The following is a 24108-nucleotide window of genomic DNA, read 5'->3' as shown; positions in this document are numbered from 1 at the left end:
CCGGACCGCGCCCGGCCGCCGTCGGCGCCACCGGTGCGCGTGGCGCCGACGACCGCCCGGCGCGGCCTTCGACTACTCGGCGATCCTGGTGCGGCCGGTCCAGCGGAAGACCACGGGCAGCTCGTCGGCGACCCGGACCGAGTCCCGCTCGAAGTGCTCGTACCCGCCGTAGTGGCTTACCTTGATCTTGTCCTCCGCCGGAGAGATCCGGTGGCTGCGCTGCTCGGCGGGGAGATTGGTCGGGCCGCCCTCCAACACCACATCGATGATGCTGGCGGCGTCCCCGCCGATCGGCACCCGCGCCGACCAGGCGCTCCGGTCGTCATCGTTGACGATCCGGTCCGCTGTCCTGACAACGGTGGCGGATTCGGAAGAATCTGTCATCGCACGACCTCCGTCGCTTGTCGCTCCGCCCCGGACGCGTGAGTCGTCGGTGCGGCGCGGGTCACCGGCGGGGGCGACACCCCGTTCCGCGGACACGGAACGGGTGGCGGGAGAACGCCCTCCCGCGCCCCGGTGACCGGCCTCGTTCAGGTTGAATGTAATTCAGGTCACAATACCCGAACACCCTTAACAACCCCTAGGTGTAGTGACCATGAGCGTTGTTGACGGCGTGGCGGCTTGATATGAGGTGAGACCTCCGGCGAGGTGTGAGGTGCTGACGCCCACAACCGGACCGGAGGTCTCATGCCCCACCGTAATGCCCGTCTGACAGTGCACGGCCGGCGGCTGTTGATCGCGCGTGTCGTCGGCGAGGGCCGACCCGTGGCCCACGTCGTGAAAGAGCTGGGTTGTTCCCGCGCCACCGGCTACAAGTGGTTGGCCCGGTGGCGTGCTGAGGGAGATCAAGGACTACGGGACCGACCCAGCACCGCTCACCATCTGCCCCACAAGACTCCAGCCACGGTCGAGACAGCGATTTGTCAACTACGTCAGGACCGCAAACTCGGACCTCGCCGGATCGCGCCGCTACTCGGCATACCGGCCTCCACGGTGCACGCGGTATTGACCCGCCACGGCCTACACCGTCTGGCCTGGCTGGACCGGCCCACCGGCGAGCCGATCCGCCGCTACGAACGGGACCGGCCGGGCGAACTGATCCACGTCGACGTGAAGAAGCTCGGCCGCCTGCGCGACGGCGGCGGCTGGCGCGTCCACGGCCGCGACAGCATCGAAAGCCGCCGCGCCCGCTACGCCACCCGCGTCGGCTTCGACTACGTCCACTGCGCCATCGACGACCACAGCCGCCTCGCCTACGCCGAAATCCACCCGGACGAAAAAGCCGACACCTGCGCCAGCTTCCTCCGCCGCGCCGCCGAGCACTTCACCACCCACGGCATCACCCACATCGAACGAGTCATGACCGACAACGCCATGGCCTACCGCCGCTCACGAGCCTGGCGCGACGCCCTGGCCGACCTCAACGCCCAAGCCCGCTTCACCCGCCGCTACCGCCCACAGACCAACGGCAAAGCCGAACGCTTCAATCGCACCCTCCTCGACGAATGGGCCTACCAACAGCCCTACACCAGCAACCAACACCGCACCGACGCCCTACCAACCTGGATCCACACCTACAACCACCACCGCAACCACACCTCACTCGGCGGCAAACCACCCATCACCCGCGTCAACAACGGTGCTGGGCATTACACCTAGGGCGAACGGCATTCGGATCGGCGCAGACGGGACTGGCCCTCCCCGCCACCCGGGCGGGAAGGGCCCTCGCTTCACTTCCGGCAGCGCCGCTGGGCCCTCGTCACTCCCAGCGGAAGAAGCGGGTGGCCAGCACGGATCCGAGCACCGCGGTGGCCGCCAGGACGAGGAGCTGCGACAGCGCCGGGCTGTCGCCGGCCCACGAGGCGGCGAGAGTGTCCACCGTGGCCCCCAGCGGCGAGTAGTCGGCGATGCGGGCCAGCACGGTCGGCATCTGGTCGCGGGGCAGCCAGGCCCCGGCGAGGAAGAGCAGCGGGAAGAACAGCGCCGGACCGATGGACTGCGCCGCCCGGGCCGACGGCGCGAGCGCCGCGATGAGCAGGCCGATGGCGAACAGGCACGCCACGCCGAGCAGGAAGGCCAGCACGAAGCCGGGCATGTTCGCCGGGGACGACTGGTCGAGCAGGAACCGTACGCCGATCGCGGTGACCACCGCGCCGGCCACCCCCATCACCAGGTTCACCACGACCTGGGCGACCAGCAGCATTGCCGGGTGGACCGGGGTGGTGGCGAGCCGGCGCAGCACCCGCCGCTCGCGGTAGACGCCCAGCGCCATCGGCAGGGTGAACAGCGCCAGCATTCCGATGGTGAGGGCCAGGGCGAGCGCCGGCAGGAAGGTCAGCTCGCCGTGCTGCCCGGTGCCCTGGGTGGACGATCCCCGCTGGGGCAGCCCGAAGACGAGCATCAGGCCGATCGGCAGCACGAAGACGAAGAACAGCGACACCGGTTCGCGTACGAACAGCTTCATCTCGACGGCGATGAGCTTGGTCAGGGCGTTCACGAGGGCCTCTTGTCGGTCGGCTTCTGGGGGGCGGCGGCCCGGCCGGCGTGGCGACCGGTGAGCGAGACGAAGGCGTCGTCCAGGGTGGGCTGCTCGACCCGGAGGGCGGCGTACCGGACCTTGTGCTCCGTCAGCGCCGCGAGCACCACCTGGAGCACCTCCTCCGGGCCGGTCACGGTCACCTCGTCGCCGCTGCGGCTGACCCCGGTCACCGCGGGCAGGGCGGCGAGCAACGAGTCGTCCAGCCCGTCGAGCGGGCGGAAGTGCACCCGGTGCTCGGTGCCGACGCGGGTGAGCAGGCCGGAGGGGGTGTCGATGGCGACGATGCGGCCGGTGTCGATGATGGCCAGCCGGTCGCAGAGCCGCTCCGCCTCCTCCATGAAGTGGGTGACCAGCACGACGGTGACGCCCCGGTCGCGGATCCGCTCGACCAGGTCCCAGGTGTCCCGCCGGCCCTGCGGGTCCAGGCCGGTGGTCAGCTCGTCGAGGATGGCCACCTCGGGGCGCCCGACCAGCGCCAGGGCCACCGAGAGCCGCTGCTTCTGCCCACCGGAGAGCTTGTGGAAGGCGGTGTTGCGCTGTTCGGCCAGGCCCAGGTCGGCGAGCAGCTCGTCGATGTCGGCCTTCTGGCGGTAGAAGGAGCGGTAGAGATCCAGCGCCTCGCGGACCCGCAGCTTGTCGGGGAGCTGGCTCTCCTGCAACTGGGCGCCGACGCGCTGGCGCACCTCGGTGCGGTCCCGGATCGGATCCAGTCCGAGCACCCGCACGGTGCCGCCGTCGGCGCGGCGCAGCCCCTGCACACACTCGACGGTGGTCGTCTTGCCCGCCCCGTTCGGCCCGAGCACGCCGAAGATCTCGCCCTGCTCGACGGTGAAGGACACGTCGTCGACGGCCACCTTCTCCCCGTACCGCTTGTGCAGGTGCTCCACCTCGATGACCGGCATTGGCGTCGTCCTCCGTCACGTGCGGGTTGCCGTCGGGAGGGCGGGACCCTCTGGGATCGCGGCGTGTTGCGGTACGCGGAATCGGTCCGCGCGGCGGCGACCGACGCCGGACATCATCCGGCGATCTGAATCACGAATCAACCCATCGGCTGACGAACCGGGGTGTCATCCGGGGCCGAACGGCCCGACAGGGGTGCCCGCCGGTCACCGCGCGTGCCCGTCGCCGCGCCGGGCCGGGCGGTGGGCGACCCGGGACCGGGTGGCGGGCAGAGCGGCAGCAGATCCGCCGGGCGGGCGAGCACGGCGTCGGGGCCGGCGGCGAGCAGGACCTCCCGGCCCGACTCACCCCACAACGCGGCGACCGCCACCACCCCTGCGGCCCGGGCGCTGACCAGGTCGGCGGGTGCGTCGCCGAGCAGCACCGCCTCGCCGGGGCGCACCCCGAGCAGCTCCAGCGCCCGCCGCACGATGTCCGGGGCCGGTTTCGGCCGGGGTACCTCGTCCGCGCCGACGACGTGATCGACCAGCGGCAGCATGCCGAGCCCACCGAGCAGGTCCCGGGCCCGCTTCCCGCTGCGCCCGGTGGCCACGGCCAGGCCCAGCCCCCGCCCACGCAGGACGCCCAGCAGCTCGACCACCCCGTCGACCGGCGTCACCCGGTACGCCAGTCGGCTGCTCTCCCGGACGAACGGGCCGGCCATCGCCGCCGGCAGACCCAGCAGCTCCAGCACCTCGGGCAGGTACCGGCCCGGGTGCCGGCAGTACTCCTCGACGGGCGCCACCCCGTCGCCGACCACCTCGGCGTACGCGAGGGCGAACGCCTCCCGGGCCACGGCCAGGCTGTCCACCAGCACGCCGTCGAGGTCGAACACGACCGCCCGGACCGGGCCGGACGCGTCCCGCCGGTCTCCCGCCTCACCGGTCACCGGCGGCACCTCCTGAGCGACGTCGACGACACGGCCGGCGGCGGCCGGTAGGGGTGGCCGGGCCGGGGGCGCCCCGACTACGGTCGGGTCGTCCCGGGACCCGCCGTGCCGGGCCTCCGGCGACGACGCGCACCCCGCCGACGCCCACGCGAACCCTACCGGCGATCCGGCCGGGCCGGCGGGCCGGCGACGGTCCGGCGTGGCGTCGACTCCCAGCGCGCCGGGCGGCGCCGGATCCGAGCCGCTGGAGAGGGGCGCAGGGCATGACGTTGCTGCGTTGGTTGGCAGAGTCCGACGACGAGCGCCCGGGCGCGGTCCGGGTCGACGACCGGGCGGTGTCCTGGGTCGAGCTGCGCCGCCGGGCCGCGGCGGTCGCCGACGAGCTGCGCGGCGTCGACCGGGTGGCCGTCGAGGCCACCGCCACCCTGGAGACGGTGGTCGCGGTGGTGGGCGCGTTGACCGCCGGCGCGGCGGTCGTACCGGTGCCGCCGGACGCGGGGCCGATGGAGCGCGAGCACATCCTGCGCGACTCGGGCGCGGCGGCGCTGCTCGTCCCGGCGGACGGCCCGCAGCCGGTCGGCGGCGCCGGCCCGCCGGTGGTCCCGGTCGACCCGAGCCGCGGGTCGGACACCGTCCACCCGGAGCCGGACCCGGCCGGCACCGCGCTGATCCTCTACACCAGCGGGACGACCGGGGCCCCGAAGGGCGCGGTGATCTCCCGGGCGGCGGTCGCCGCCTGCCTGGACGGCCTCGCCGACGCCTGGTCCTGGACCCCGGACGACCTGCTGGTGCACGGCCTGCCGCTGTTCCACGTGCACGGGCTCGTGCTCGGCGTGCTCGGCCCCCTGAGGCTGGGCAGCCGGCTGCACCACGTCGGCCGCCCCCGCCCCGACCGGTACGCGGCGGCGGCCGGCTCCGTCTACTTCGGCGTGCCCACCGTGTGGTCCCGGATCGCCGCCGACCCCGACGCGGCGCGGGCGCTGCGCCCGGCGCGGCTGCTCGTCTCGGGCAGCGCGGCCCTGCCGGCGGCGGTCTTCGCCGATCTCGCCACGCTCACCGGCCACCGGGTGGTCGAGCGGTACGGGATGACCGAGACGCTGATCACGGTCAGCGCCCGCGCCGACGGGCCCCGCCGGCCGGGAACGGTCGGCGTGCCGCTGCCCGGCGTGCGTACCCGGGTGGTCGACGAGCACGGCGCGGCGCTGCCCGCCGACGGCGCGGCGATGGGCGAGCTCCAGGTGTGCGGGCCCACCCTCTTCGACGGGTACCTCAACCGGCCGGACGCCGACGCGGCGACCCGCACCCCGGACGGCTGGTTCCGCACCGGGGACGTGGCCACCGTCGACCCGGACGGCTGGCACCGGATCGTCGGCCGGGCCGCCACCGACCTGATCAAGAGTGGCGGCTACCGGATCGGCGCGGGCGAGGTGGAGGACGCCCTGCTGGCGCACCCCGGCGTCCGGGAGGCCGCCGTGGTCGGCACCCCGCACCCGGACCTGGGCCAACAGGTCACGGCGTACGTGGTGGGTGACGGGGTGGACGGGCCCGAGCTGATCGACTTCGTGGCCCGCCAACTGTCCGCGCACAAGCGCCCCCGCGAGGTGCGGTTCGTCGACGCGCTGCCCCGCAACGCCCTCGGCAAGGTGCAGAAGACGAGGCTGACGGCCGACTGACCGGCCGCCGGTCGGCTCCGCTCAGGCGGTGGGCGTCGGGATGCTGATCGCGGTGAGCACCAAACCCCGGCCCACCAGGAACCGGCCGGTGAAGGCGGTCACCGGCACGCCGCCCAGCACCGGGCCGGGCACCAGCAGCTCGGCCACGAAGGTCCCGGCCGGGTCGACGACGATGTCCGCCTCGGCGAAGTCCAGCCACCGGCCGGTGAGCGGGAACCACGCCTTGTACACCGACTCCTTGGCGCTGAACAGCAGGCGGTCCCAGCAGACCGTGGGACGGGCGGCGGCCAGCGCGGCCGTGCGGGTCCGCTCGGCCGGCAGGGCGATCGCCTCGAGCACCCCCTCGGGCAGCGGCGCGTGCGGCTCCGCGTCCACCCCGAGGGTGGCGAATGCCGCCGCCCGACCGAGGACTGCCGCCCGGTAGCCGTCGCAGTGGGTCATGCTGCCGACGATCCCGGCCGGCCAGGCCGGGGCGCCGCGCGCGCCGGAGACGATCGGCACCGGCTCGACGCCCAGTTCACCGAGCGCCCGGCGGGCGCAGTGCCGCACGGTGGTGAACTCCCGGCGCCGCTTCTGCACCGAGTTCGCGACGAGCGCCTCCTCCTCGGGGAACAGGGTCAGTCCGGCGGGATCCTCGAAGGACTCGGCCACGGCCACGGAGGGGGGCAGGATCTGCTCGATCACCCGCCGATGGTAGGTGCGTCGGGTCGCCGCACCGGCACCCTGGGGTGGTCGATAGGGGTAAGGTACGGGTGCCCGCCGCCCGGGGCGCCTGCCAGTCTGTGGCGTGCCGGCCCGGGTGGCCGGAGCGTGCGGAGTGGTCGGACGGATGCGGGAAAGCGATGCTCAGAGGCAAAGTGGTGCGGTTCGACGAGGTGCGGGGTTACGGGTTCATCGCCCCGGACGACGGCGGTGACGACGTGTTCGTCCACGCGAACACCGTCGATGGCGACAAGTGGACGATGGTGCCCGGCGTACCGGTGGAGTACGAGGCGGTGGAGAGCGACCGCGGCCCGAAGGCGCTCACGGTGCGGGTGATCGGCCCCGCCCCCGGCGCCGATCGGAGCGCCACGGCCGGTGCCGTGCGCGCCCGGGAGGTCCCGGCGGGCGCGGAGGACGAGGAGGGCCTGTGCGACGTGCTCTCCGAGCGGGCCTTCTTCGCGGAGACCACGGAGGCCCTGCTGACCGCCGTGCCGGACCTGACGGGCGCGCAGATCCTGGCGGTACGCGCCCGGATGCTGGCGCTGGCCCGACGGCACGGCTGGGTGGAGGGCTGACGCTCCGGCGCACCGGCCGGGGCGCGTTCAGCCGGCGGCGATCAGCAGCGACTTCCTGATCCGACCCTGCACGCTGCGCGGCAGCTCGTCAACGAAGTGCACCCGACGGGGCCGCTGGCAGGCCGACAGGTACCGCCCGACGTGGTCGATGAGCGCCTGGGCGGTGAGCCCCTCGGCGGCGACGACGTACGCGGTGACCTGCTCGCCCAGGACCGGGTGCGGGATACCGACCACGGCTGCGTCGTGGACCCCCGGATGACCCAGCAGCGCCTCCTCGACCTGGCCGGCGTACACGCGGACGCGACCGTGCACGACGTCCGTGCGGCGCTGTCCGATGATCCGGTGTGACCCGTCCGCCGCCACGGTCGCGAGGTCACCGGTGGCGTGCCACCCGTCGGTGCCGGTGCGCTGCCCGCGCCGGTCGACGTATCCACTGAACAGCGTCGGCCCCCGGATGCTCAGCTCGCCGACCGACTCGCCGTCGTTGGGCACCGGCAGGTTGTCCCGGCCCAGGACCCGGGCCTGGACCCCGGGCAGGGGCGCGCCGACTGCGCCGACGGCCGGCGGGGCGTCCACCCGCCCGGCCAACGCGATGAGGGTCTCGGTGGTGCCGTAGCCCTGGAGGAGCGAGTGCGAGGTGAGCAGCCGGAGGCGTTCGGTCACGGCGGGTACGAGCGGGGCGTCCCCGGAGACCAGGAGCCGGGCGCCGGCTAGGCTGTGCGCCCAGTGACGGTTCCGGGCGATCCTCGCCCACTGCCCGGGCACCGCCAGGTACAGGGTGCCGGCCGGGCCGGCGACGGCCTCCCGGTCGAGGTGGACGAAGCGGCTGCCCACCCTCAGCGCGCCGAGCAGCCCGACCACCAGGCCGTACGCCCGGAACAGCGGGGCGCCCTGGACCAGGACGTCGTCCCCGGTCCAGCGCCACGCGTCGGCCAGCAGGTCCAGGCCGGCGGCGATGGCCCGGCGGGAGATGCGCACGCCGCGCGGCGGCCCGCTGGTGCCTCCGGTGTAGAGGATCACCGCGTCGGCGCCCGGCTCCGGCTCGGGCTGCCGGGTCCAGGATCGCTGCCGCAGGTCGACCGGAACAACCGGCAGGCCGAGGCTGCCGGGGCGGTCCCGGCCGAGGACCACGGTCACCCCGGCCTCGCGCAGGATGCGACTGCGCTCCCGCTCATCGGCGCCCGGCGGTACGGGCACCAGCGGCACGCCCGCGCGTACGGCGCCCACCATCCCGACCACCGCCTCCAGGCTGGGGGTCGCATCGACGGCGACCGCGCCGGCACCCCGAATCCGGTCGGCGACCGCGTTCACGCAGCCGAGCAGCGCTTCGCTGGAGAGGGTCCGCCCGGCGACCCTGACCGCGTCGGCCCGGTCGGTACCGTGACCGCACAGTGCCGGCAGCAGTGTCATCTCCGTAAACCCCTGTCGGGGACGTGGTGGAGTCTCGGCAGTGGCTGGGACATCACGGCCACAGAACCCTTCGCGTCATGGGTGCGTGCAGCCCCATATCCGGCCTTCCCCGCTGTCCGCGCGGGTGCTCCGAAATTAGGCTGCCCATTCGCTTGGCACAACCCCTAGCCGCGCGGGCCCGCCGCGCCGTTGGCGGGCGGGCTGCCGGGGCGTGACGGGCCGACGGGCCAGGTAGGACGCGATCCGCGCCGGCTCGGAGTGCGACGGTAAGACAGGGGCAGGACGGGCGTGGGGCGACGGCGGGGCGGCAGCGGGGCGAGGGCGCCGCGGCGGCACATTCCGCCGGGACGCACATTCGAGGAAGCTCGGTCCGGACGGGGTCGGGAATAATTGGCGACGACCATTGCAGTAGAATGGCGATCAGATTCAGGTCGGCCTTCGCGGTATTGAGGCGGAGCCGCCGACCGAATGCATCGGACGCCATTGTGGCAACCGCGCGAACGCGGCGCACGGACAACCGCCGACGCCACATATGTCTTAATTAACGTCTATCTCGCCTATCCGCTGTTAAAGGTTCGAATCGGGCAAGAGTGCGGCGATGCCGCCGATGCGGATCCTCCCGTTTCATCCGCCGTTAGCGACGTCCTCGAACGCGGGCCAGCCGGCGACCGGCGCGCACCCGCAGGGCGGGCGCGCCGGAGCGGAAGGCGAATTCTTTTAACTTTCGCCGACGGGGTACCGACCTCTCGGCAACCGGGAGGCGCACCGGAAGCCCCGGCCCGGGGTGTGCTGCCGGTCCGCCGCCGGCCCCACCCACCCGGGGGCCCGGCGGCGGAGTCCGCCGGCGGCACACCCCGGCCCGGTGAGCACCAGATTTCAGCCCGACCCGTCGGTGCCGGGCCCCGCGATCGGGGTCCTGAGCTGCACCTTCTTCACACACGGCGACGGCCCGGCGCCGGACGGGCGAACCGGGCCCGGGCCGCGACCGGCCACCCTGGGCACGAAAAGCGGATTCCGGGGCCGCCGCTCGCGCGGGCCACCTGCTCCGGACACGACGCCCGACGGGCAGGCCGCCGGGCGCGTCGCCCGAACACCCGCGACGGCGGCGCGGGCACCGGCGCCGAACGCCGCGACACCTCCCCACCAATCTCCGGCAAGTGCCGAAAGCGCCCGCGAGCGGCCCACTCCACGAACTGCATCACGTTACGAATTCGGCTGACGACTTTCCGTTGCGGAGGGTGCGGCAGGGCAGGTGCCACCCCGTCCGCACCGAACCGATGTTTGCCTATCCTTTACAACTTCCGGCTTGCCGCCCAATTCCGGGGCTGACATACTCCACCATGCACAGCGGTCGATAGCGAGGGACAAGCCCCGAGGGGGCGGGAATTGCCGATGAAGCTGGTGGGGCCACGATTCAGAGGCGCCATGCAGTCAAGTTAATCGATGGCACGTCTCCCGAATGAGACGGCTGTCTATATTCGCCTATCTGGGAATGGGTCGAAAATTGCCGGTCTCCGATGTCGTCAGGCCCCTCGGCAGCCCTGGGAAGATGGCGCACCCGGTGTCGGCGGACCCCGCGCTCCTTCCGAGGCCACGACCATGGAGTTGACCGAACGGAGCAGCCAGCTCGCCTTCCTGGAGCACCGGCTCGCCGACCGGCTCCGGCCGGCCGGCCGACTCGCCGACGACCGGCCGTTGACCGTCCTGACGGGCCCCGTCGGCGGGGGCAAGACCACGCTGCTGCAGGCGTTCGCCCGGCAGGTCGCCGGGTCCGGCGTCCGCTTCCTCGCCGCCGGCGCGTCCCGCGCCGAGCGCACCGTCCCGCTGGAGGTCATCCGTCAGCTCGTCCGGGCCGCGCCGCTGGGCGACGGCGACCGCGAGCGCCTCGGCCGGCTGATCGACCGGGGCGCCCTCGCCTGGGGCGACGCCGACGACCGGGACCTGGAGGGCCCCGCCCTGACCACCGCCGCGCTCGGCAGCGCGCTGGTGGAGCTGGCCAGCCGGGCACCCCTGGTCATCGCGGTCGACGACGCCCACCACGCCGACATGCCCTCACTGCGCTGTCTGGACTACGCGGCGAGGCGGATCGCCGGCCTCCCCGTGCTGATCGTGCTCACCGAGTCGCCCCGCACCCGGCCGTGGCATCCCGAGGTGTACGCCGAGCTGCTGCAACCCGCGCGGCTGCACCGCATCCGACTGCCCCTGCTCACCGCCGACGGGACGTACCAACTCCTCGCCGCCCGACTCGGCGCGCCCGCCGCCCGCCGTATCGCCGACGAGTGCCACGAGATCACCGCCGGCAACCCGCTGCTGGTGCGGGCGCTCAGCGACGACCACCTGGCCACCACCGGGCAACGCCCGGACCGGCCAGTCGTGGGCGAGGCGTTCCGGGAGGCCGTGCTGAGCTGCCTCTACCGCTGCGAGCACCTGGTGCTCAAGGCCGCCCGGGCGCTCGCGGTGACCGGGGAGCCGCTGCACGGGAGCCTGCTGTCCCACCTCGTCGACGTCCGCGCCGAGTCGGCGCTGCAGGCGATCGACGGGCCGACCAGCGGCGGCCTGGTCACCGCGGACGGGCTGCGACATCCGGCGGTGGTCCAGGCCGTGCTCGACGGGATGACGGCCGAGGAACGCGCCCGGCTGCACCGGGAGGCCGCCTGCCTGCTGCACGAGGACGGCACCGCGCCGGAGCGCATCGCGCGCCATCTGGTCAGGACCGAGGAGCTGGACGAGCCGTGGATGGCCCAGACCCTGCTGGACGCCGGCGAGCAGGCGCTGATCGACGGCGAACCCGGTACCGCCCTGCGCTACCTGCGGCGGGCCAACCGCGACTGCACCGACGCCTGCCTGCGAGCCCGCATCCGCTCCGCCCTCGCCCGGGCCGAGTGGCGGCTGGACCCGCAGGCCGCGGTCCCCCACCTGCCTGGCGTCGCCTCCGCGGTACGGGCGGGGCACCTCAGCAGCCGGCAGGCCGCCAGCCCCATCCAGTACCTGCTCTGGCACGGCCAGATCGACAAGGCCGTCGAGCTCGTCCACCACCTCGGCGAACGCGCCGACAGCGCCGACCCGGGCTCCGCCGCGGCACTGATGATCATCAAGGGGTGGATGTCCACCTTCTACCCCAGGGCGACGGGCAACCGGCCGATGCCATCGCCGGCCCTCCGGGACCCGTTGACCCTGGCCAGGGTCAAGCGGCGGCTCCAGGGCGTGACCATGCTACGCACCGTGCTCGAACGGGGCGACGTCGGCGTGGTCGAGGACGCCGAACGGGTGCTGTCCACCATCAGGCTCGACGACGAGCGCAACATGTGGACCGCCATCTGCGCCCTCATCGCGACGATCTACGCCGACCGGCTGGAGCTGGCCGGCGACTGGTCCGAGAAGCTGAGCGGCACTTCGGCGGCGCACCGGCAGCCCACCCCGGCAGGGGTGATCACCGCCATGAAGGCGGTGGTCGCCGGGCACCTCGGCGACCTGAGCCGGGCCCGGGACCTCGCCGACACCGCGCTGGCCCAACTCTCCCACAAGGGCTGGGGCGTGGTGATCGGGATACCGCTCGCCGTCCGCCTGCGGGCACTCACTCTCATGGAGGAACTCGACGCCGCGGCCGGCTGCCTCCAGGTCCCGGTGCCCCAGACGATGTTCGAGACACCGTTCGGGCTGCACTACCTGCACGCGCGCGGCCTGTACGCCCTGGCCACGGGGAGCCCGGAGGCCGCCCTCGCCGACTTCCAGCTCTGCGGTCAGCTGATGACTTCCTGGCGGCTGGACCTGCCCGCCCTCGTACCCTGGCGGACCGAGTCGGCCCGGGCACTGCTGCGGATGGGTCGCCGAGAGCAGGCCGAGAAGCTGGTCCGCGAGGAGCTCACCCGGCTGCGGCCCACGCACGTGCGGTACCGGGGGTTCGCGTTGCGCGTCCTGGCCGCGACGGGGGAAGGGCCGGACCGGATCCAGCACCTGCGCGCCGCCGTCCGGCTGCTGCGCCAGTGCGGGGACCGGGCGGAACTCGCCCACAGCCTCGTCGACCTCGGCCACGTCTACCAGGAGGTCGGCGACCTGCGGCAGGCGCGCAACGCCATCCGCGCGGCCCACACCCTGGCCCAGGAGTGCGGCATCCCGCTGCTGCGGCCCAGCGTCGCCACCGGGGCCGCCGGGTCCGGCGAGGCCGCCCCCGACGTGGCGGTGCTGGTCGACGGCCTCAGCGACGCGGAGTCGCGGGTGGCCACGCTGGCCGCGCGGGGCCACACCAACCGGGAGATCGCCGAGAGGCTCTTCCTCACGGTCAGCACCATCGAGCAGCGACTGACCCGGATCTACCGCAAGCTCGACGTCAACTCCCGCAGCGACCTCGCCGTCCGGCTGCGCCTGGGCCGCCCCGGCCCGGCCCCGACGGGGCACGGCGACGCGCCGTCGACCCCGGGCGACCCGGAGCGCTAGCCCTCGCCCGTCTGCTTCTCCCACCTCCCGCCGGCCCCTGCCGTTCGCTTGTGGAGGCGCTGGACAGGTGTCGGCGACGGCGTTGTGGCAACATTGAGTCACGGCGCCGTAGCGGACCGTCCATCGTGTCCCAGCCGATTTCGTCCCCGGGCGGGCACTCCCCTCCTACCCCCTTCCGCAACCCCTATCGGCGAATGAGATCCGTAGGTTTCGGGCGGGAACGATGGGGTCTCAAGGCCGTTGTCGCACACCCGACCCGGTGCCAGACTCGCCTGAGAATTCCGGACCGCCCGCTGGGGAGCGCGGTCCGACAGGAAGATCACAGGTCCACCCGGCACGGCGGCCCGGTGTGCCTCACCCCTATCCGGCGCGCCGGGTGGGAGCGGTGAGAGGGCTGCCGTGCGGCTCGGGAGGGGTGGTGTCGGTCAGCACCGGTAACCCGGTTCGGCACCACATATGAGAGAGGCTGACACGAGTGGTTCTGGTGCAGCGGGACGAACAGATCGCATTGCTCCGAAGGGCGTTTCGCGCCTGCGAGGAGCAGCAACGCGGACACGTGGCGCTGGTGACGGGCGCAGTGGGAAGCGGCAAGACGAGTCTGCTGGAGACGCTCGACGGGTGGGTGGTGGCCGCCGGAGGGCGGATGCTCAACGCGGCCGGTTCGCGGGCGGAACGCGGACTCCGCCTGGGGGTCCTGGGGCAGCTGTTCCACAGCGCGCGGCTGGACCAGGAGTCGGCCGACCGGGTCGAGAAGCTGATGCGGGACGCAGCCTCCGCCGTACCGCTGCCGGAGCCCGGCGGTGAGACGGCCGATGGGGTCGCCGCCGAGGAACAGGCCTGGGCACCGCTGCTGCACGGGCTGTTCACCGCGCTGCTCGACCTGACCAGGTCCGGGCCGCTGGTCCTCACCGTCGACGACGTGCACCACGCGGACCCGGCCTCGCTGCACTGCCTGCTCTACGTCACCCGCCGGCTGCGGCACGCACGGATCATGATCGTGCTCGCCGAGGCGTCGACGCTGCGCCCGTCGCACCCGCTGTTCCGGGCGGAGCTGCTCAGCCAGCCGTACTTCTCCCGGATCAGCCTGCCGCCGCTGACCGTCGACGCCATCGCCCGGATGATCGGCGACGACACCGAGGACGCGCAGGCCCGGGAGGCGGCCGAGAGCCTGCTCAGCATGACCGGCGGCAATCCACTGCTCACCCGGGCCCTGCTCGACGAGCGGGGCCGGGCCGAATCGGCCGACGACGCCACCTCCGACCCGGCCGACGGCGACGGGTTCGACCAGGCCGTGCTCGGCTGCCTCTACCGGCACGAGCCGGGGGTGCGGCGGGTCGCCCAGGCGTTGGCGGTGCTGAACCGCCCGGCCCCGACGGAGCTGCTCGGTCACCTTCTCGACGTGGTGCCCGAGTCCGCCGTGCCGGCGGTGCGGGTGCTGCGCACGTCCGGGCTGATGGAGATCGACCAGCTACGCCACCCGCGTATCCTGCGCTCGATCCTGGCCGACATGTCCCCCGAGGAGCGTCGGGCCCTGCACCAGCGCGCCGCCGAGGTGCTGCACGAGCACGGCGCCGAGCCGGGGGTGATCGCCGAGCACCTGGTCGCCGCCGGTTGGGCGGACGGCGCCTGGTCGGTGCCGGTGCTCTCCGACGCCGCCGGGCAGGCGCTGGCCTCGGGCCGCCCCGACCTCGCCGCCGCCTGCCTGCGCCTGCTCGGCCGGGCAGAGGTGGACGAGCAGCAGCGCAGCACCAACACCGCGATGCTGGTCAACGCCCGCTGGCAGGTCAACCCGCTGACCGTCAACGGGCACCTGACCGAGCTGGTGCAGGCCGCCCGGGCTGCCGGGTGGTCCACCACCGCAGCCCTGTCCACCGTGCCGTACCTGCTCTGGCAGGGCCGGGTGGACGAGGCCACCGAGGCGGTCAGCGGCTTCTCCCCCGACGACGACCACGGCACCGCCACCGGCACCGCCAGCCGGCTGCGGGCGATGCAGCTGCTGGTCTCCCTCTCCTACCCCGACCACCTGGCCACCGTCCGGGAGACCCCGAGCACCTGGAGCCGGGCGGCGACCGCGCCGACGACGATCAGCCCGCAGTTGCAGGCGGTGACCGTGCTCGGCACGGCGCTGATGCCGACCGCCGAGAACGACACGGTGGCCACCGCCGAGCAGCTGCTGCAACGGCACCACACCGACGACGGGTCGTTGGGCCTGCTCACCGCCCCGCTGCTGGCGCTGCTCTGGGCGGGCCGGGCCGACCGGGTGGCGGTCTGGGGTGACGTGCTGCTCAACCGGCCGGCGGCCCGGCACGCCCCGGTGTGGCGGGCGATCGTGCGGGCGGTGCGGGCCGAGGCGGCGCTGCGCCTGGGTGACCTGCCGGGCGCGGAGCACCAGGCCCGGACGGCGTTGGCGGACCTGCCCGCCCCGGCGTGGGGGGTGGCGATCGCCGGCCCGCTGGCCACGCTGATCGGCTGCGCGACCGAGGCGGGCCGGTTCGCCGAGGCCGACCGGTGGCTGGCCCACCCCATGCCGGCCGGCATGCTCCGCACCCCGCTGGGCGTGCACTACCTGGCCGCCCGGGGCCGGCACCACCTGGCCATGGGCCGGCCGCACGCGGCGATCACCGACCTGCGCCGGTGCGGCGAGCTGGTACGCGCCTGGGGCGTCGACGTCGCCGGGCTGGCGCCGTGGCGGCTGGAGCTGGCCCGGGTGCAGCTCAGCGTCGGCAACAAGACGCAGGCCACCCAACTGTTGCAGGAGCAGCTGCGGGTCGCCCACGGGGTCGACGACCGGACCCGGGGGCGGTCGCTGCGGCTGCTCGCCACGACCGCCGCCCCGGACCACCGGCGCAAGCTGCTCTCCGAGGCGGTGAACCTGCTGCAGTCCTGCGGGGACCGGCTGGAGCTCGTCCGGGCCCTCGGCGACACCGGGCAGACGCTGCAACGGGCCGGCGACTCCGCCCGGGCCCGGCTGCTGGTCCGCCGGGCGTACCAGTTGGCCCAGGACTGCGGGGCTTCGGTGCTGGCCCAACGGCTGATCCGGCGGGAGCCGGGCGGCGGGCTGCCGGCGTACCAGGTGAGCACCGAGCCGCAGGAACCGGACGACGGCCTGAGCGAGGCCGAGCGGCGGGTCGCCGCGCTGGCTGCCCAGGGGCACACCAACCGGCAGATCTCCAGCAAGCTGTTCATCACGGTGAGCACCGTCGAGCAGCACCTGACCCGGGTCTACCGGAAGCTGGACGTCAAGCGGCGCACCGACCTGCCGGCCCGGCTCATCGCGTTCGCGGAGCCGCTGGCCGAGGAGGCGCAGGGCGCGGCGTCCTGACCGGGACGCGCGAAGGGCGCCGGGTGGTCTCCCACCACGGCGCCCTTCGCGCGTAACGCGGTCAGTCCATGGATCGGCGCAGGAAGCCGCGGGTCCCGATCGTGGTGGCGACGACGAACACGCCGGCGAGGACGATCAGGCACAGCCAGAGCGGCACCGACTCGACGCCGGGCGGGGCGACCAGCGACCGGGTGGCCTCGCTGACGTAGGTCAGCGGGTTGAGCGCGCAGATCACCTGGAACCAGGGCAGGGAGTCCAGGGCCCGCAGCGGGAACTGGGTGGCGCCGGTGAACATCAGCGGCGTCATGATCACGGTGAACATGATCTGGATCCGGTGCGGCGGGACCAGGGTGCCGAACGTGAGACCGAGCGCCGCGCCGACCAGCGCGCCGGCCGCCAGCACCACGATCACCTTGAGCGCCGTCAGCACGGGCCAGGTGACCCCCAGCATGAGCATGCCGATCGGGATCAGCACCAGGCCGGCGATCGTGCCGCGGATGGCCCCGAAGACGATCTTCTCGAAGGCGACCAGGGGGATCGACAGGGGGGAGAGCAGCCGGTCCTCGATCTCCCTGGTGAAGGAGAAGTCCATCACCAGCGGCAGCGCGGTGTTCTCCAGGCCGATCAGGAAGGCGTTCAGCGCGATGACGCCGGGCAGCAGGACGTTGGCGAAGTCGTTGCTGGCGTACCCCAGCTCGCCGAGCACCTTGCCGAAGATCAGCAACATGAACAGCGGCTGGATGAAGACCTGGGCCAGGAACGCGCCCAGCTCGCGGCCGGTGACGAACAGGTCACGCGCGAGCACCGCGCGGAACGTGGCGAGCTGGTCCAGCCAGCGCACGGAACGAGGCGCCGTGAACGCCTGCGTCGGCGCGGACGGGGCGGCGGGTGCGGTGACGCTCACCGAAGTTCCCTTCCGGTCAGGTGGATGAAGACGTCTTCCAGGCTGGGCTGGCCGATGCTGAGGTCGCGGACCTCGCAACTCAGGTCGCTGAGGATCTTCAGCGCCATCGGCACGGCGTGGGCCGGCTGGGTGCCGGTGTAGACCCGGAAGGACAGGGTGGCGTCCGGGTCGGCCGGCGCGGCGGGGATGGGCATGGGCATGGGCATGGGCGGCATCCCGGGGAACGCCGGCATGCCGCCGCCCGCGCCACCGCGCAGCTGCTCCACCCGCTCCACGTCCGCGATGTTGCCGAGCGCGGCCTGCACCTCCTCGGCCGGCGCGCCGGCGCCGACCACCAGGGTCAGCGTGCTGCTGCCCGGCAGGGTGCGGGTCAGCGCGGCGGGGGTGTCCAGGGTGAGCAGCTTGCCGTGGTCGATGATGCCGACCCGGTCGCAGAGCTTCTCCGCCTCGTCCATGTCGTGGGTGGTGACCACCACGGTCACCCCCTGCTCCTTCAACTCGGCGATCCGGTCGTGCACGAACAGCCGCGACTGCGGGTCGAGGCCGCTGGAGGGCTCGTCGAGGAAGAGCACCCGGGGCGAGTGCATCAGCGCCCGCGCGATCATCGTGCGCTGCGCCAGGCCGCCGGAGAGGAAGTCGGTGCGCATCTTGGCCATCTCCGTGAGGCCCATCTGCTCCAGCAGCTCGTCCGCCCGCCGGTTGCGCTCGGTCCGCGGCACGCGGTGGTACGCCGCATGGAACACCAGGTTCTGCCGGACGGTCAACGCCCGGTCCAGGTTCACCCGCTGCGGCACCACCGCCAGCAGCTGCCGGGCCACGGCCGGCGCGCCGATCACGTCCGCCCCGCACACGGTGGCCCGACCCGAGGTGGCTCGCACCCGCGTGGTCAGCACCCCGATCGTCGTCGTCTTGCCCGCGCCGTTCGGCCCTAGCAGACCGAAGACCTCACCAGCGGCGACGGTGAAACTCAGTCCGTCCACCGCCGGTGGCATGTTGGGCTGGTACTGCTTGACCAGCTCCGTGACCACCACTGCCTCGTCCACGTCGTCATGCTCCCGTCCAGGTCATCTATGGGACAGATACGGATCTTTGAATAGGGGGCGCTAGGGGCACCGCAGGGGCGCAGGCCCTCACAGGCCATGCCCGGCCAGCCATCCCTGCAGGCTCGCGGCCAGCTCCGGGCCCCGGTCGGCGACCATGCTGAAGTGGTCGCCGGCCGCGTCCACCGCCTCGTGCGGGTACGGCCACCGGGACCGCCAGCCGTCGGCCTCCCCCGTCCACTTCCCCAGCGGCTCGCTGGCCCGCACCAGCAGGGTCGCCGACGTCATCGGGGCGGGCTGCCAGTCCAGGAACAGCGGCAGGTACCCGGCCCACGCGGTGGTCCGCCAGTCGTCCATCGGGGTGTACGCGCTGTCCCGCTCGGTCATCCCGTCGAGCAGCTCCGGCACCCAGCCGCCGAGCACCTCGCTGTCGGCCGGGTAGGTGTCCATCAGCACCACGGCGGCCGGCGGCCGGCCCTGGCGGTCCAGCTCGCGGGCGAGCACGTTGGCGACCATCGCGCCGCCGGAGTGCCCGCCCAGCACGTACGGGCCGTCGCCGACGGCGCGCAGCACCGTGTCGGCGTGCACCCGCAGCAGGGCGTCCAGGTCGGCGGGCAGTTCCTCGCCCGCCCCGAACCCGGGGTTGGGCAGCGCCCAGACGTCGCGCAGGCCGCGGAAGCCGGAGGCGAGCCGGGCGTACTCGTGCGCGCCGGAGAGCAGCGACATGGTGCAGCAGAAGACCAGCGGCGCGCCGTCGCCCCCCTCGGCCAGCCGCAGGATCCCGGCCGGCCGGGAGAGCTGCCCGGGGTCGGTGAAGGACGGCCGGAACTGGGCGAGCTTGACCAGCAGCTCGGCGTACCCGGCGGAGTCCTCGCGAGCCTTGGGCTGGTTGAACAGCCCGCCGAGCAGGCCGCCGCCGCCCACCCCGCCGCCGTCGCCCGCTCCGGTCGCCGCGTCGCCGGCCGCGCCCGCGCCGAGGAGCTGGCCGAGCAGGTGCCTGGCCAGCGCAGTCGGGGTGGGGTGGTCGAACAGCAGGGTGGCGGACAGCTCCGCGCCGGTCTCCTGACGCAGCGCGTCGCGCAGTTCGAGGGCGGTCAGCGAGTCGAAGCCGAGTTCCAGGAAGTCCCGGTCGGCCTCGATCGCCCCGGGCGAGGCGTGCCCGAGAATCGTGGCCACCCGCGCCCGGACCAGGTCCAGCAGGATCCGCTGCCGGTCCGCGGCGGTGCTGCCGGTGAGCCGGGTCAGCAGTGCCCGGGCCGGGTCGCCGGCGTCGCCCCCGGCCGACCCGTCCGCCGCGGCGGCGGCCGTCGCATCGGGGACGCCGCGCAGCAGTGGGCTGGGCCGTACCGCGGTGAAGGCCGGCACGAACGCGGGCCAGTCGATGTCGGCGACGGCGAGCTGGTCGTCGCCCCGGCCCACGGCCTGCTGCAACGCGGCGACGGCCAGCTCGGCGTCGAGCGGCCGGACGCCCCGGCGACGCAGCTGCTCCGGCTCGGCGACCTCGTCGGCCCACGGCACCCAGGCCAGCACGGTGGCCGGCCGGCCGGCGGCCCGGCGGCGGGCGGCCAGCGCCTCCAGGCCCGCGCCGGCGGCGGCCGTGACCGCCGCGCCACCGCCGCCCCAGGTCGCGGCGGTGGAGGTGAAGACCACGAACTCGTCGACGGGCCGGTCGGCGCAGGCGGAGTCGAGCAGCTCCACGGCGGCGACGCGGGCGGCGACGGCGACGGCCAGCTCCGGCGGGTCCAGGCCGGCGACCGGCTCGCCCGCCCCGCCGGCGTCGGCGACGTGGACGACCGTGCGGACCGGATGGCCGTCGGCGGCGAGCCGGTCCAGCAGGCCGGGCAGCGCCGCGGGATCGCCCACCGGGGTGACCTCGACGCCCCGCCCGGTCAGCTCGGCCGTCGCCTCGGCGGGCAGGGCCGCCCCGGTGAGGACCAGGTGCGGCGCGCCCCGGTCGGCGAGCCAGCGCAGCACGTGCGGGCCCCGCACGCCGGACGCGCCGTCGACCAGCACCGCTCCCCTGGGATGCCAGTCCTCGTCGGCGGCGGCCGGGCCCGTCGGGGCGGGTTCCAGTCGCCGCGCGTACACCCCGGTGGGCCGGACCGCGAGCTGGTCCTCGTCGCCCCCGGCCGCGACGATCCGGGCCAGCGCCGCGAGGGCGGCGTCGTCCGGCTCCGCCGGCAGGTCGACCAGGCCGCCCCACAGCCGCGGCATCTCCAGCGCGAGCACCCGGCCCAGGCCCCAGACGTACGCCCCGGCGACGCCCGGCGCGGGATCGTCCGGGTCGACGGCGACGGCTCCCCGGGTCACGCACCACACCGGCGCACCGCCGTCGGCCGCGCCCAGGACCCGGACCAGCCCGGCGGTGCCGGCCAGCGCAGCGGTGCCGGTCAAGCCGCCCGCCGCCGATACAGCGGTGCCGGTCAAGCCGCCCGCCGCCAGCGCGGCGGTGCCGGTCAAGCCGCCCGCCGCCGATGCGGCGGTGCCGGCCGGGTCGCCCGCCGCCAGCAGCGACACCACGACCGACGGGGCGTCCCCGGCGGGCAGCACGAGGTCGCCGGGGTCGTCGCCCACGGGCACCAGCACCGGCGACAGGCCCTCGGCGCGCAGCGCGGCCAGCACCGGGTCCGCGTCCACGCCGGTCGGGGCGACCACCAGACAGGGACCGGCCGGCGGGGCGACGGCGGTCGGCGGGGCGATCCGCGCCCAGCCGGCCCGGTACCGCAGGCCGTCCAACTCCGTACGCCGACGCTGCCGACCCCGGTACGCCCCGAGGACGGGCAGCAGCTCGGCCAGGGCGTCCCGCCGGTCGCCGTCGAGGCCGAGGACGGCGGCCAGCACGGCGGGCTCGTCGGCCTCGACGGCGGCCCAGAAGTCCCCGTCCACGGCGTCCGCCGCCGAGGGCGGGACGAGGTGGAACCCGGGCGGCTCCGGCCAGTACCGCTCATGGTGGAAGGCGTAGGTGGGCAGGTCGACGCGGGCGGCGTCGGCGCCGGTGAACAGGGCGGGCCAGTCCACCGCGGCGCCCCGCAGGTCCACGGCGGCGAGGGCGGCGAGCAGCCCGGCCGCCTCCGGCTGGTCCCGGCGAGCCACCGGCACGAAGGCCGCCGCGTCGACGTCGGGCAGGCACTCCCGGCCAAGCGCGGTGAGCGCGCCGTCCGGGCCCAGCTCCAGGAAGGTGCCCACCCCGGCAGCGGCCAGGGTGGCGACGCCGGCGTGGAAGCGCACCGTGTCCCGCACGTGGTCGACCCAGTAGCCGGGGTCGGTGGCCTGCTCGGCGGTGAGCACGTCGCCGGTGCGGTCGGAGACGACCGACAGCCTCGGCGGATGCCAGGTGACCTTCTCGGCGACCACCCGGAAGTCGGCGAGCATGGCGTCCATCCGGGCGGAGTGGAACGCGTGGCTGACCCGCAGCCGGCGGGTCCGCCTGCCCTGCGCGGCGAGGCTCTCGCCGGCCGCGAGCACGGCGTCGGCGTCGCCGGAGAGCACCACCGACGTGGGGCCGTTCACGGCGGCCAGGGCGACCCGGTCGCCGAGCTGCGACGCCACCTCCGCCTCGGACGCCCGGACCGCCAGCATCGCCCCGCCGTCGGGCAGGGCCTGCATCAGCCGACCCCGGGCGGCCACCAGGGTCGCCGCGTCGGCCAGCGACAGCACCCCGGCGACGTGCGCCGCGGCCAGCTCGCCGACGGAGTGTCCGAGCAGCTGCTGCGGGCGCAGCCCCCACGCGGTGACCAGCCGATACGCGGCCACCTCGTACGCGAACAGCGCCGGCTGGGTGAACTCGGTGCGGTCCAGCAGGGCCGCCTCGGGCGAGCCGGGATCGGCGAAGACGACCTCGCGCAGCGGGCGGGCCAGGTGCCGGTCGAGTTCGGCGGCCACCTCGTCGAAGGCGGCGGCGAACACCGGGAACCGGCGGTGCAGCTCGGCGCCCATCCCGGGGCGCTGCGCGCCCTGGCCGGTGAAGAGGAAGGCGAGCTTGCCGGCCGGACGGGCCACCCCACGGGTCACGCCCGCTGCGGGCCTGTCCTCGGCGACGGCCCGCAGGCCGGCCCGCAGCGCGTCGCCGTCCGCGCCGGTCACAGCCGCCCGGTGCGGCAGCGCCGCCCTGGTGGTGACCAGCGAGTACGCCACGTCGGCCGGGGTCAGGTCGGGGTGGGCGGCCAGGTGGTCCAGCAGCCGGCGGGCCTGCCCCGCGAGGGCCGGCGCGGAGCGGGCGGAGACGATCCACGGCGCCGGCGGGGCGGGCGCCCCGGCGGGACGGGGCGGCGGCACGTCGGCGGGGTCGGGCTCCTCGATGATGGTGTGCGCGTTGGTGCCGCTGACCCCGAACGCGGACACCCCGGCGCGGCGCGGCTGCCCGGTCTGCGGCCACGGGACCGCCTCGGTGAGCAGGGACACCGCCCCGGCGGACCAGTCGACGTGCGGGGTGGGGCGGTCGACGTGCAGGGTGGCCGGCAGCGTCCCGTGCCGCATGGCGTGGACCATCTTGATGATGCCGGCGACCCCGGCGGCGGCCTGGGTGTGGCCGATGTTCGACTTCACCGAGCCGAGCAGCAGCGGCCGGTCCGCCGGCCGGTCCCGCCCGTACGTGGCGAGCAGCGCCTGCGCCTCGATCGGGTCGCCGAGGGTGGTGCCGGTGCCGTGCGCCTCCACCACGTCGACCTGGTCGGCGGTCAGCCCGGCGTTGGCCAGCGCCTGCTTGATGACCCGACGCTGGGAGGGGCCGTTGGGGGCGGTGAGCCCGCTGCTGGCCCCGTCCTGGTTGACCGCGCTGCCGCGCACCACGGCGAGGACCCGGTGGCCGTTCCGGCGGGCGTCGGAGAGCCGCTCGACGAGCAGCATGCCGACCCCCTCGGACCAGCCGGTGCCGTCGGCGGCGGCGGCGAACGACTTGCACCGCCCGTCGGTGGACAGCCCACGCTGGCGGGAGAACTCCACGAAGACCGTCGGGGTGGCCATCACCGACACCCCGCCGGCCAGCGCCAGGGTGCACTCGCCCAACCGCAGCGCCTGGCAGGCCAGGTGCAGCGCGACCAGCGACGACGAGCAGGCGGTGTCCACGGTGACCGCCGGGCCCTCCAGCCCGAGGGCGTACGAGATCCGGCCGCTAGCCACGGCGGCGGCGCTGCCGGTGCCGAGGTACCCCTCGACACCGCCGCCGACCCCGGACAGCAGGGCCGCGTAGTCGCCCTGGCTGCTGGTCGCCGCGTACACGCCGGTGGGCGCGCCGCGCAGCGTGGTCGGGTCGATCCCGGCCCGCTCGAACGCCTCCCACGCGGCCTCCAGCAGCAGCCGCTGCTGCGGGTCCATGGCCAGCGCCTCGCGGGGGCTGATGCCGAAGAACGCGGGGTCGAAGTCGCCGGCGGAGTAGAGGAACCCGCCCTCCCGCACGTACGAGGTGCCCCGGCTGTCCGGGTCGGTGTTGTACAGGGCGTCGAGGTTCCACCCCCGGTCGTCGGGGAACGGCGCCATCGCGTCGGCCCCGGCGGCGACCAGGTCCCAGAGCTGCTCCGGCGAGCGCACGCCGCCGGGGAACCGGCAGCTCATCCCGATGATCGCCACCGGTTCGGTGAGCGTGGCGGCGAGCTGCTGGTTCTGCTGCTTGAGCTTCTGGTTGTCGAGCAGGGACGCGCGCAACGCGCTGACGACCTCGTCCAGTGAGACGCTCATCGGGGGCT

At 74.5% G+C, this 24108-nt stretch carries 14 protein-coding genes; 5 read left to right on the top strand and 9 right to left on the bottom strand.

From position 1 onward, the window contains the following. Positions 1–72: 72 nt before the first annotated feature. A complete protein-coding gene (locus ACQPZO_RS09875) occupies positions 73–384 on the bottom strand; it encodes a DUF5988 family protein (RefSeq protein ID WP_433349020.1) in 312 nt (103 codons plus the stop codon). 303 nt (positions 385–687) lie between these two features. Here ACQPZO_RS09875 and ACQPZO_RS09870 point away from each other — a divergent pair, with 303 nt between their 5' ends. Then, positions 688–1659, top strand: a complete 972-nt coding sequence (locus tag ACQPZO_RS09870) for an IS481 family transposase (protein ID WP_433344784.1) — start codon at positions 688–690, stop codon at positions 1657–1659. Positions 1660–1759: 100 nt separating this feature from the next. Here ACQPZO_RS09870 and ACQPZO_RS09865 read toward each other — a convergent pair whose 3' ends face one another. From ACQPZO_RS09865 to ACQPZO_RS09855, 3 genes are all read right to left on the bottom strand, one after another. Next, positions 1760–2497, bottom strand: coding sequence for an ABC transporter permease (locus ACQPZO_RS09865; RefSeq protein ID WP_396674120.1), 738 nt, complete (start codon positions 2495–2497; stop codon positions 1760–1762). Further along, the gene (locus ACQPZO_RS09860) at positions 2494–3441 is read right to left on the bottom strand and encodes an ATP-binding cassette domain-containing protein (RefSeq protein WP_433349016.1); all 948 of its coding nucleotides are present in this window, start codon (positions 3439–3441) and stop codon (positions 2494–2496) included. Before ACQPZO_RS09860 ends, ACQPZO_RS09865 begins: the two co-directional genes overlap by 4 nt. A gap of 137 nt (positions 3442–3578) precedes the next feature. Continuing rightward, the gene (locus ACQPZO_RS09855; protein WP_433349014.1) at positions 3579–4367 is read right to left on the bottom strand and encodes an HAD-IA family hydrolase; all 789 of its coding nucleotides are present in this window, start codon (positions 4365–4367) and stop codon (positions 3579–3581) included. 263 nt (positions 4368–4630) lie between these two features. Between ACQPZO_RS09855 and ACQPZO_RS09850 the strand changes: the two genes are divergently transcribed. Beyond that, on the top strand, positions 4631–6040 hold the full coding sequence (locus ACQPZO_RS09850) for an acyl-CoA synthetase (protein ID WP_433349012.1): 1410 nt from the start codon (positions 4631–4633) through the stop codon (positions 6038–6040). A gap of 21 nt (positions 6041–6061) precedes the next feature. Here the strand turns inward: ACQPZO_RS09850 and ACQPZO_RS09845 are convergent, their stop codons facing one another. Further along, a complete protein-coding gene (locus tag ACQPZO_RS09845) occupies positions 6062–6724 on the bottom strand; it encodes a 4'-phosphopantetheinyl transferase family protein (protein ID WP_433349010.1) in 663 nt (220 codons plus the stop codon). 158 nt (positions 6725–6882) lie between these two features. On the opposite strand from ACQPZO_RS09845, the gene ACQPZO_RS09840 reads away from it, so the two are divergent. Further along, on the top strand, positions 6883–7317 hold the full coding sequence (locus tag ACQPZO_RS09840; RefSeq protein ID WP_433349008.1) for a cold-shock protein: 435 nt from the start codon (positions 6883–6885) through the stop codon (positions 7315–7317). 27 nt (positions 7318–7344) lie between these two features. Here ACQPZO_RS09840 and ACQPZO_RS09835 read toward each other — a convergent pair whose 3' ends face one another. Then, positions 7345–8727 carry an AMP-binding protein gene (locus tag ACQPZO_RS09835; protein WP_433349006.1) on the bottom strand — a complete coding sequence of 461 codons (1383 nt, stop codon included), beginning with the start codon at positions 8725–8727 and terminating at the stop codon, positions 7345–7347. A gap of 1599 nt (positions 8728–10326) precedes the next feature. Between ACQPZO_RS09835 and ACQPZO_RS09830 the strand changes: the two genes are divergently transcribed. Both ACQPZO_RS09830 and ACQPZO_RS09825 read left to right on the top strand, forming a co-directional pair. Continuing rightward, positions 10327–13161 carry an AAA family ATPase gene (locus ACQPZO_RS09830; RefSeq protein WP_433349004.1) on the top strand — a complete coding sequence of 945 codons (2835 nt, stop codon included), beginning with the start codon at positions 10327–10329 and terminating at the stop codon, positions 13159–13161. 475 nt (positions 13162–13636) lie between these two features. After that, a complete protein-coding gene (locus ACQPZO_RS09825) occupies positions 13637–16483 on the top strand; it encodes an ATP-binding protein (RefSeq protein ID WP_433349002.1) in 2847 nt (948 codons plus the stop codon). Between the two features lie 61 nt (positions 16484–16544). Here ACQPZO_RS09825 and ACQPZO_RS09820 read toward each other — a convergent pair whose 3' ends face one another. The 3 genes from ACQPZO_RS09820 to ACQPZO_RS09810 all read right to left on the bottom strand — a co-directional run bounded on the left by ACQPZO_RS09820 (position 16545) and on the right by ACQPZO_RS09810 (position 24100). Beyond that, complete coding sequence (locus ACQPZO_RS09820; protein WP_433349000.1) at positions 16545–17387, bottom strand: ABC transporter permease; 843 nt, start codon at positions 17385–17387, stop codon at positions 16545–16547. Continuing rightward, positions 17384–18430 carry an ABC transporter ATP-binding protein gene (locus tag ACQPZO_RS09815; RefSeq protein WP_433348998.1) on the bottom strand — a complete coding sequence of 349 codons (1047 nt, stop codon included), beginning with the start codon at positions 18428–18430 and terminating at the stop codon, positions 17384–17386. The genes ACQPZO_RS09820 and ACQPZO_RS09815 overlap by 4 nt, the downstream gene beginning before the upstream one ends. 87 nt (positions 18431–18517) lie before the next feature. Next, complete coding sequence (locus ACQPZO_RS09810) at positions 18518–24100, bottom strand: type I polyketide synthase (RefSeq protein ID WP_433348996.1); 5583 nt, start codon at positions 24098–24100, stop codon at positions 18518–18520. Positions 24101–24108: the final 8 nt, after the last annotated feature.

The organism is Micromonospora sp. CA-111912 (assembly GCF_050948415.1).
GTDB lineage: Bacteria > Actinomycetota > Actinomycetes > Mycobacteriales > Micromonosporaceae > Micromonospora.
This window is presented reverse-complemented; position numbering and strand designations above follow the sequence as displayed.

Bases quoted from the DNA above. Each gene is read 5' to 3' on its own strand.
- ACQPZO_RS09860 (WP_433349016.1), bottom strand. From the start codon at position 3,441: ATGCCGGTCATCGAGGTGGAGCACCTGCACAAGCGGTACGGGGAGAAG.
- ACQPZO_RS09840 (WP_433349008.1), top strand. From the start codon at position 6,883: ATGCTCAGAGGCAAAGTGGTGCGGTTCGACGAGGTGCGGGGTTACGGG.
- ACQPZO_RS09875 (WP_433349020.1), bottom strand. From the start codon at position 384: ATGACAGATTCTTCCGAATCCGCCACCGTTGTCAGGACAGCGGACCGG.
- ACQPZO_RS09870 (WP_433344784.1), top strand. From the start codon at position 688: ATGCCCCACCGTAATGCCCGTCTGACAGTGCACGGCCGGCGGCTGTTG.
- ACQPZO_RS09830 (WP_433349004.1), top strand. From the start codon at position 10,327: ATGGAGTTGACCGAACGGAGCAGCCAGCTCGCCTTCCTGGAGCACCGG.
- ACQPZO_RS09835 (WP_433349006.1), bottom strand. From the start codon at position 8,727: ATGACACTGCTGCCGGCACTGTGCGGTCACGGTACCGACCGGGCCGAC.
- ACQPZO_RS09850 (WP_433349012.1), top strand. From the start codon at position 4,631: ATGACGTTGCTGCGTTGGTTGGCAGAGTCCGACGACGAGCGCCCGGGC.
- ACQPZO_RS09810 (WP_433348996.1), bottom strand. From the start codon at position 24,100: ATGAGCGTCTCACTGGACGAGGTCGTCAGCGCGTTGCGCGCGTCCCTG.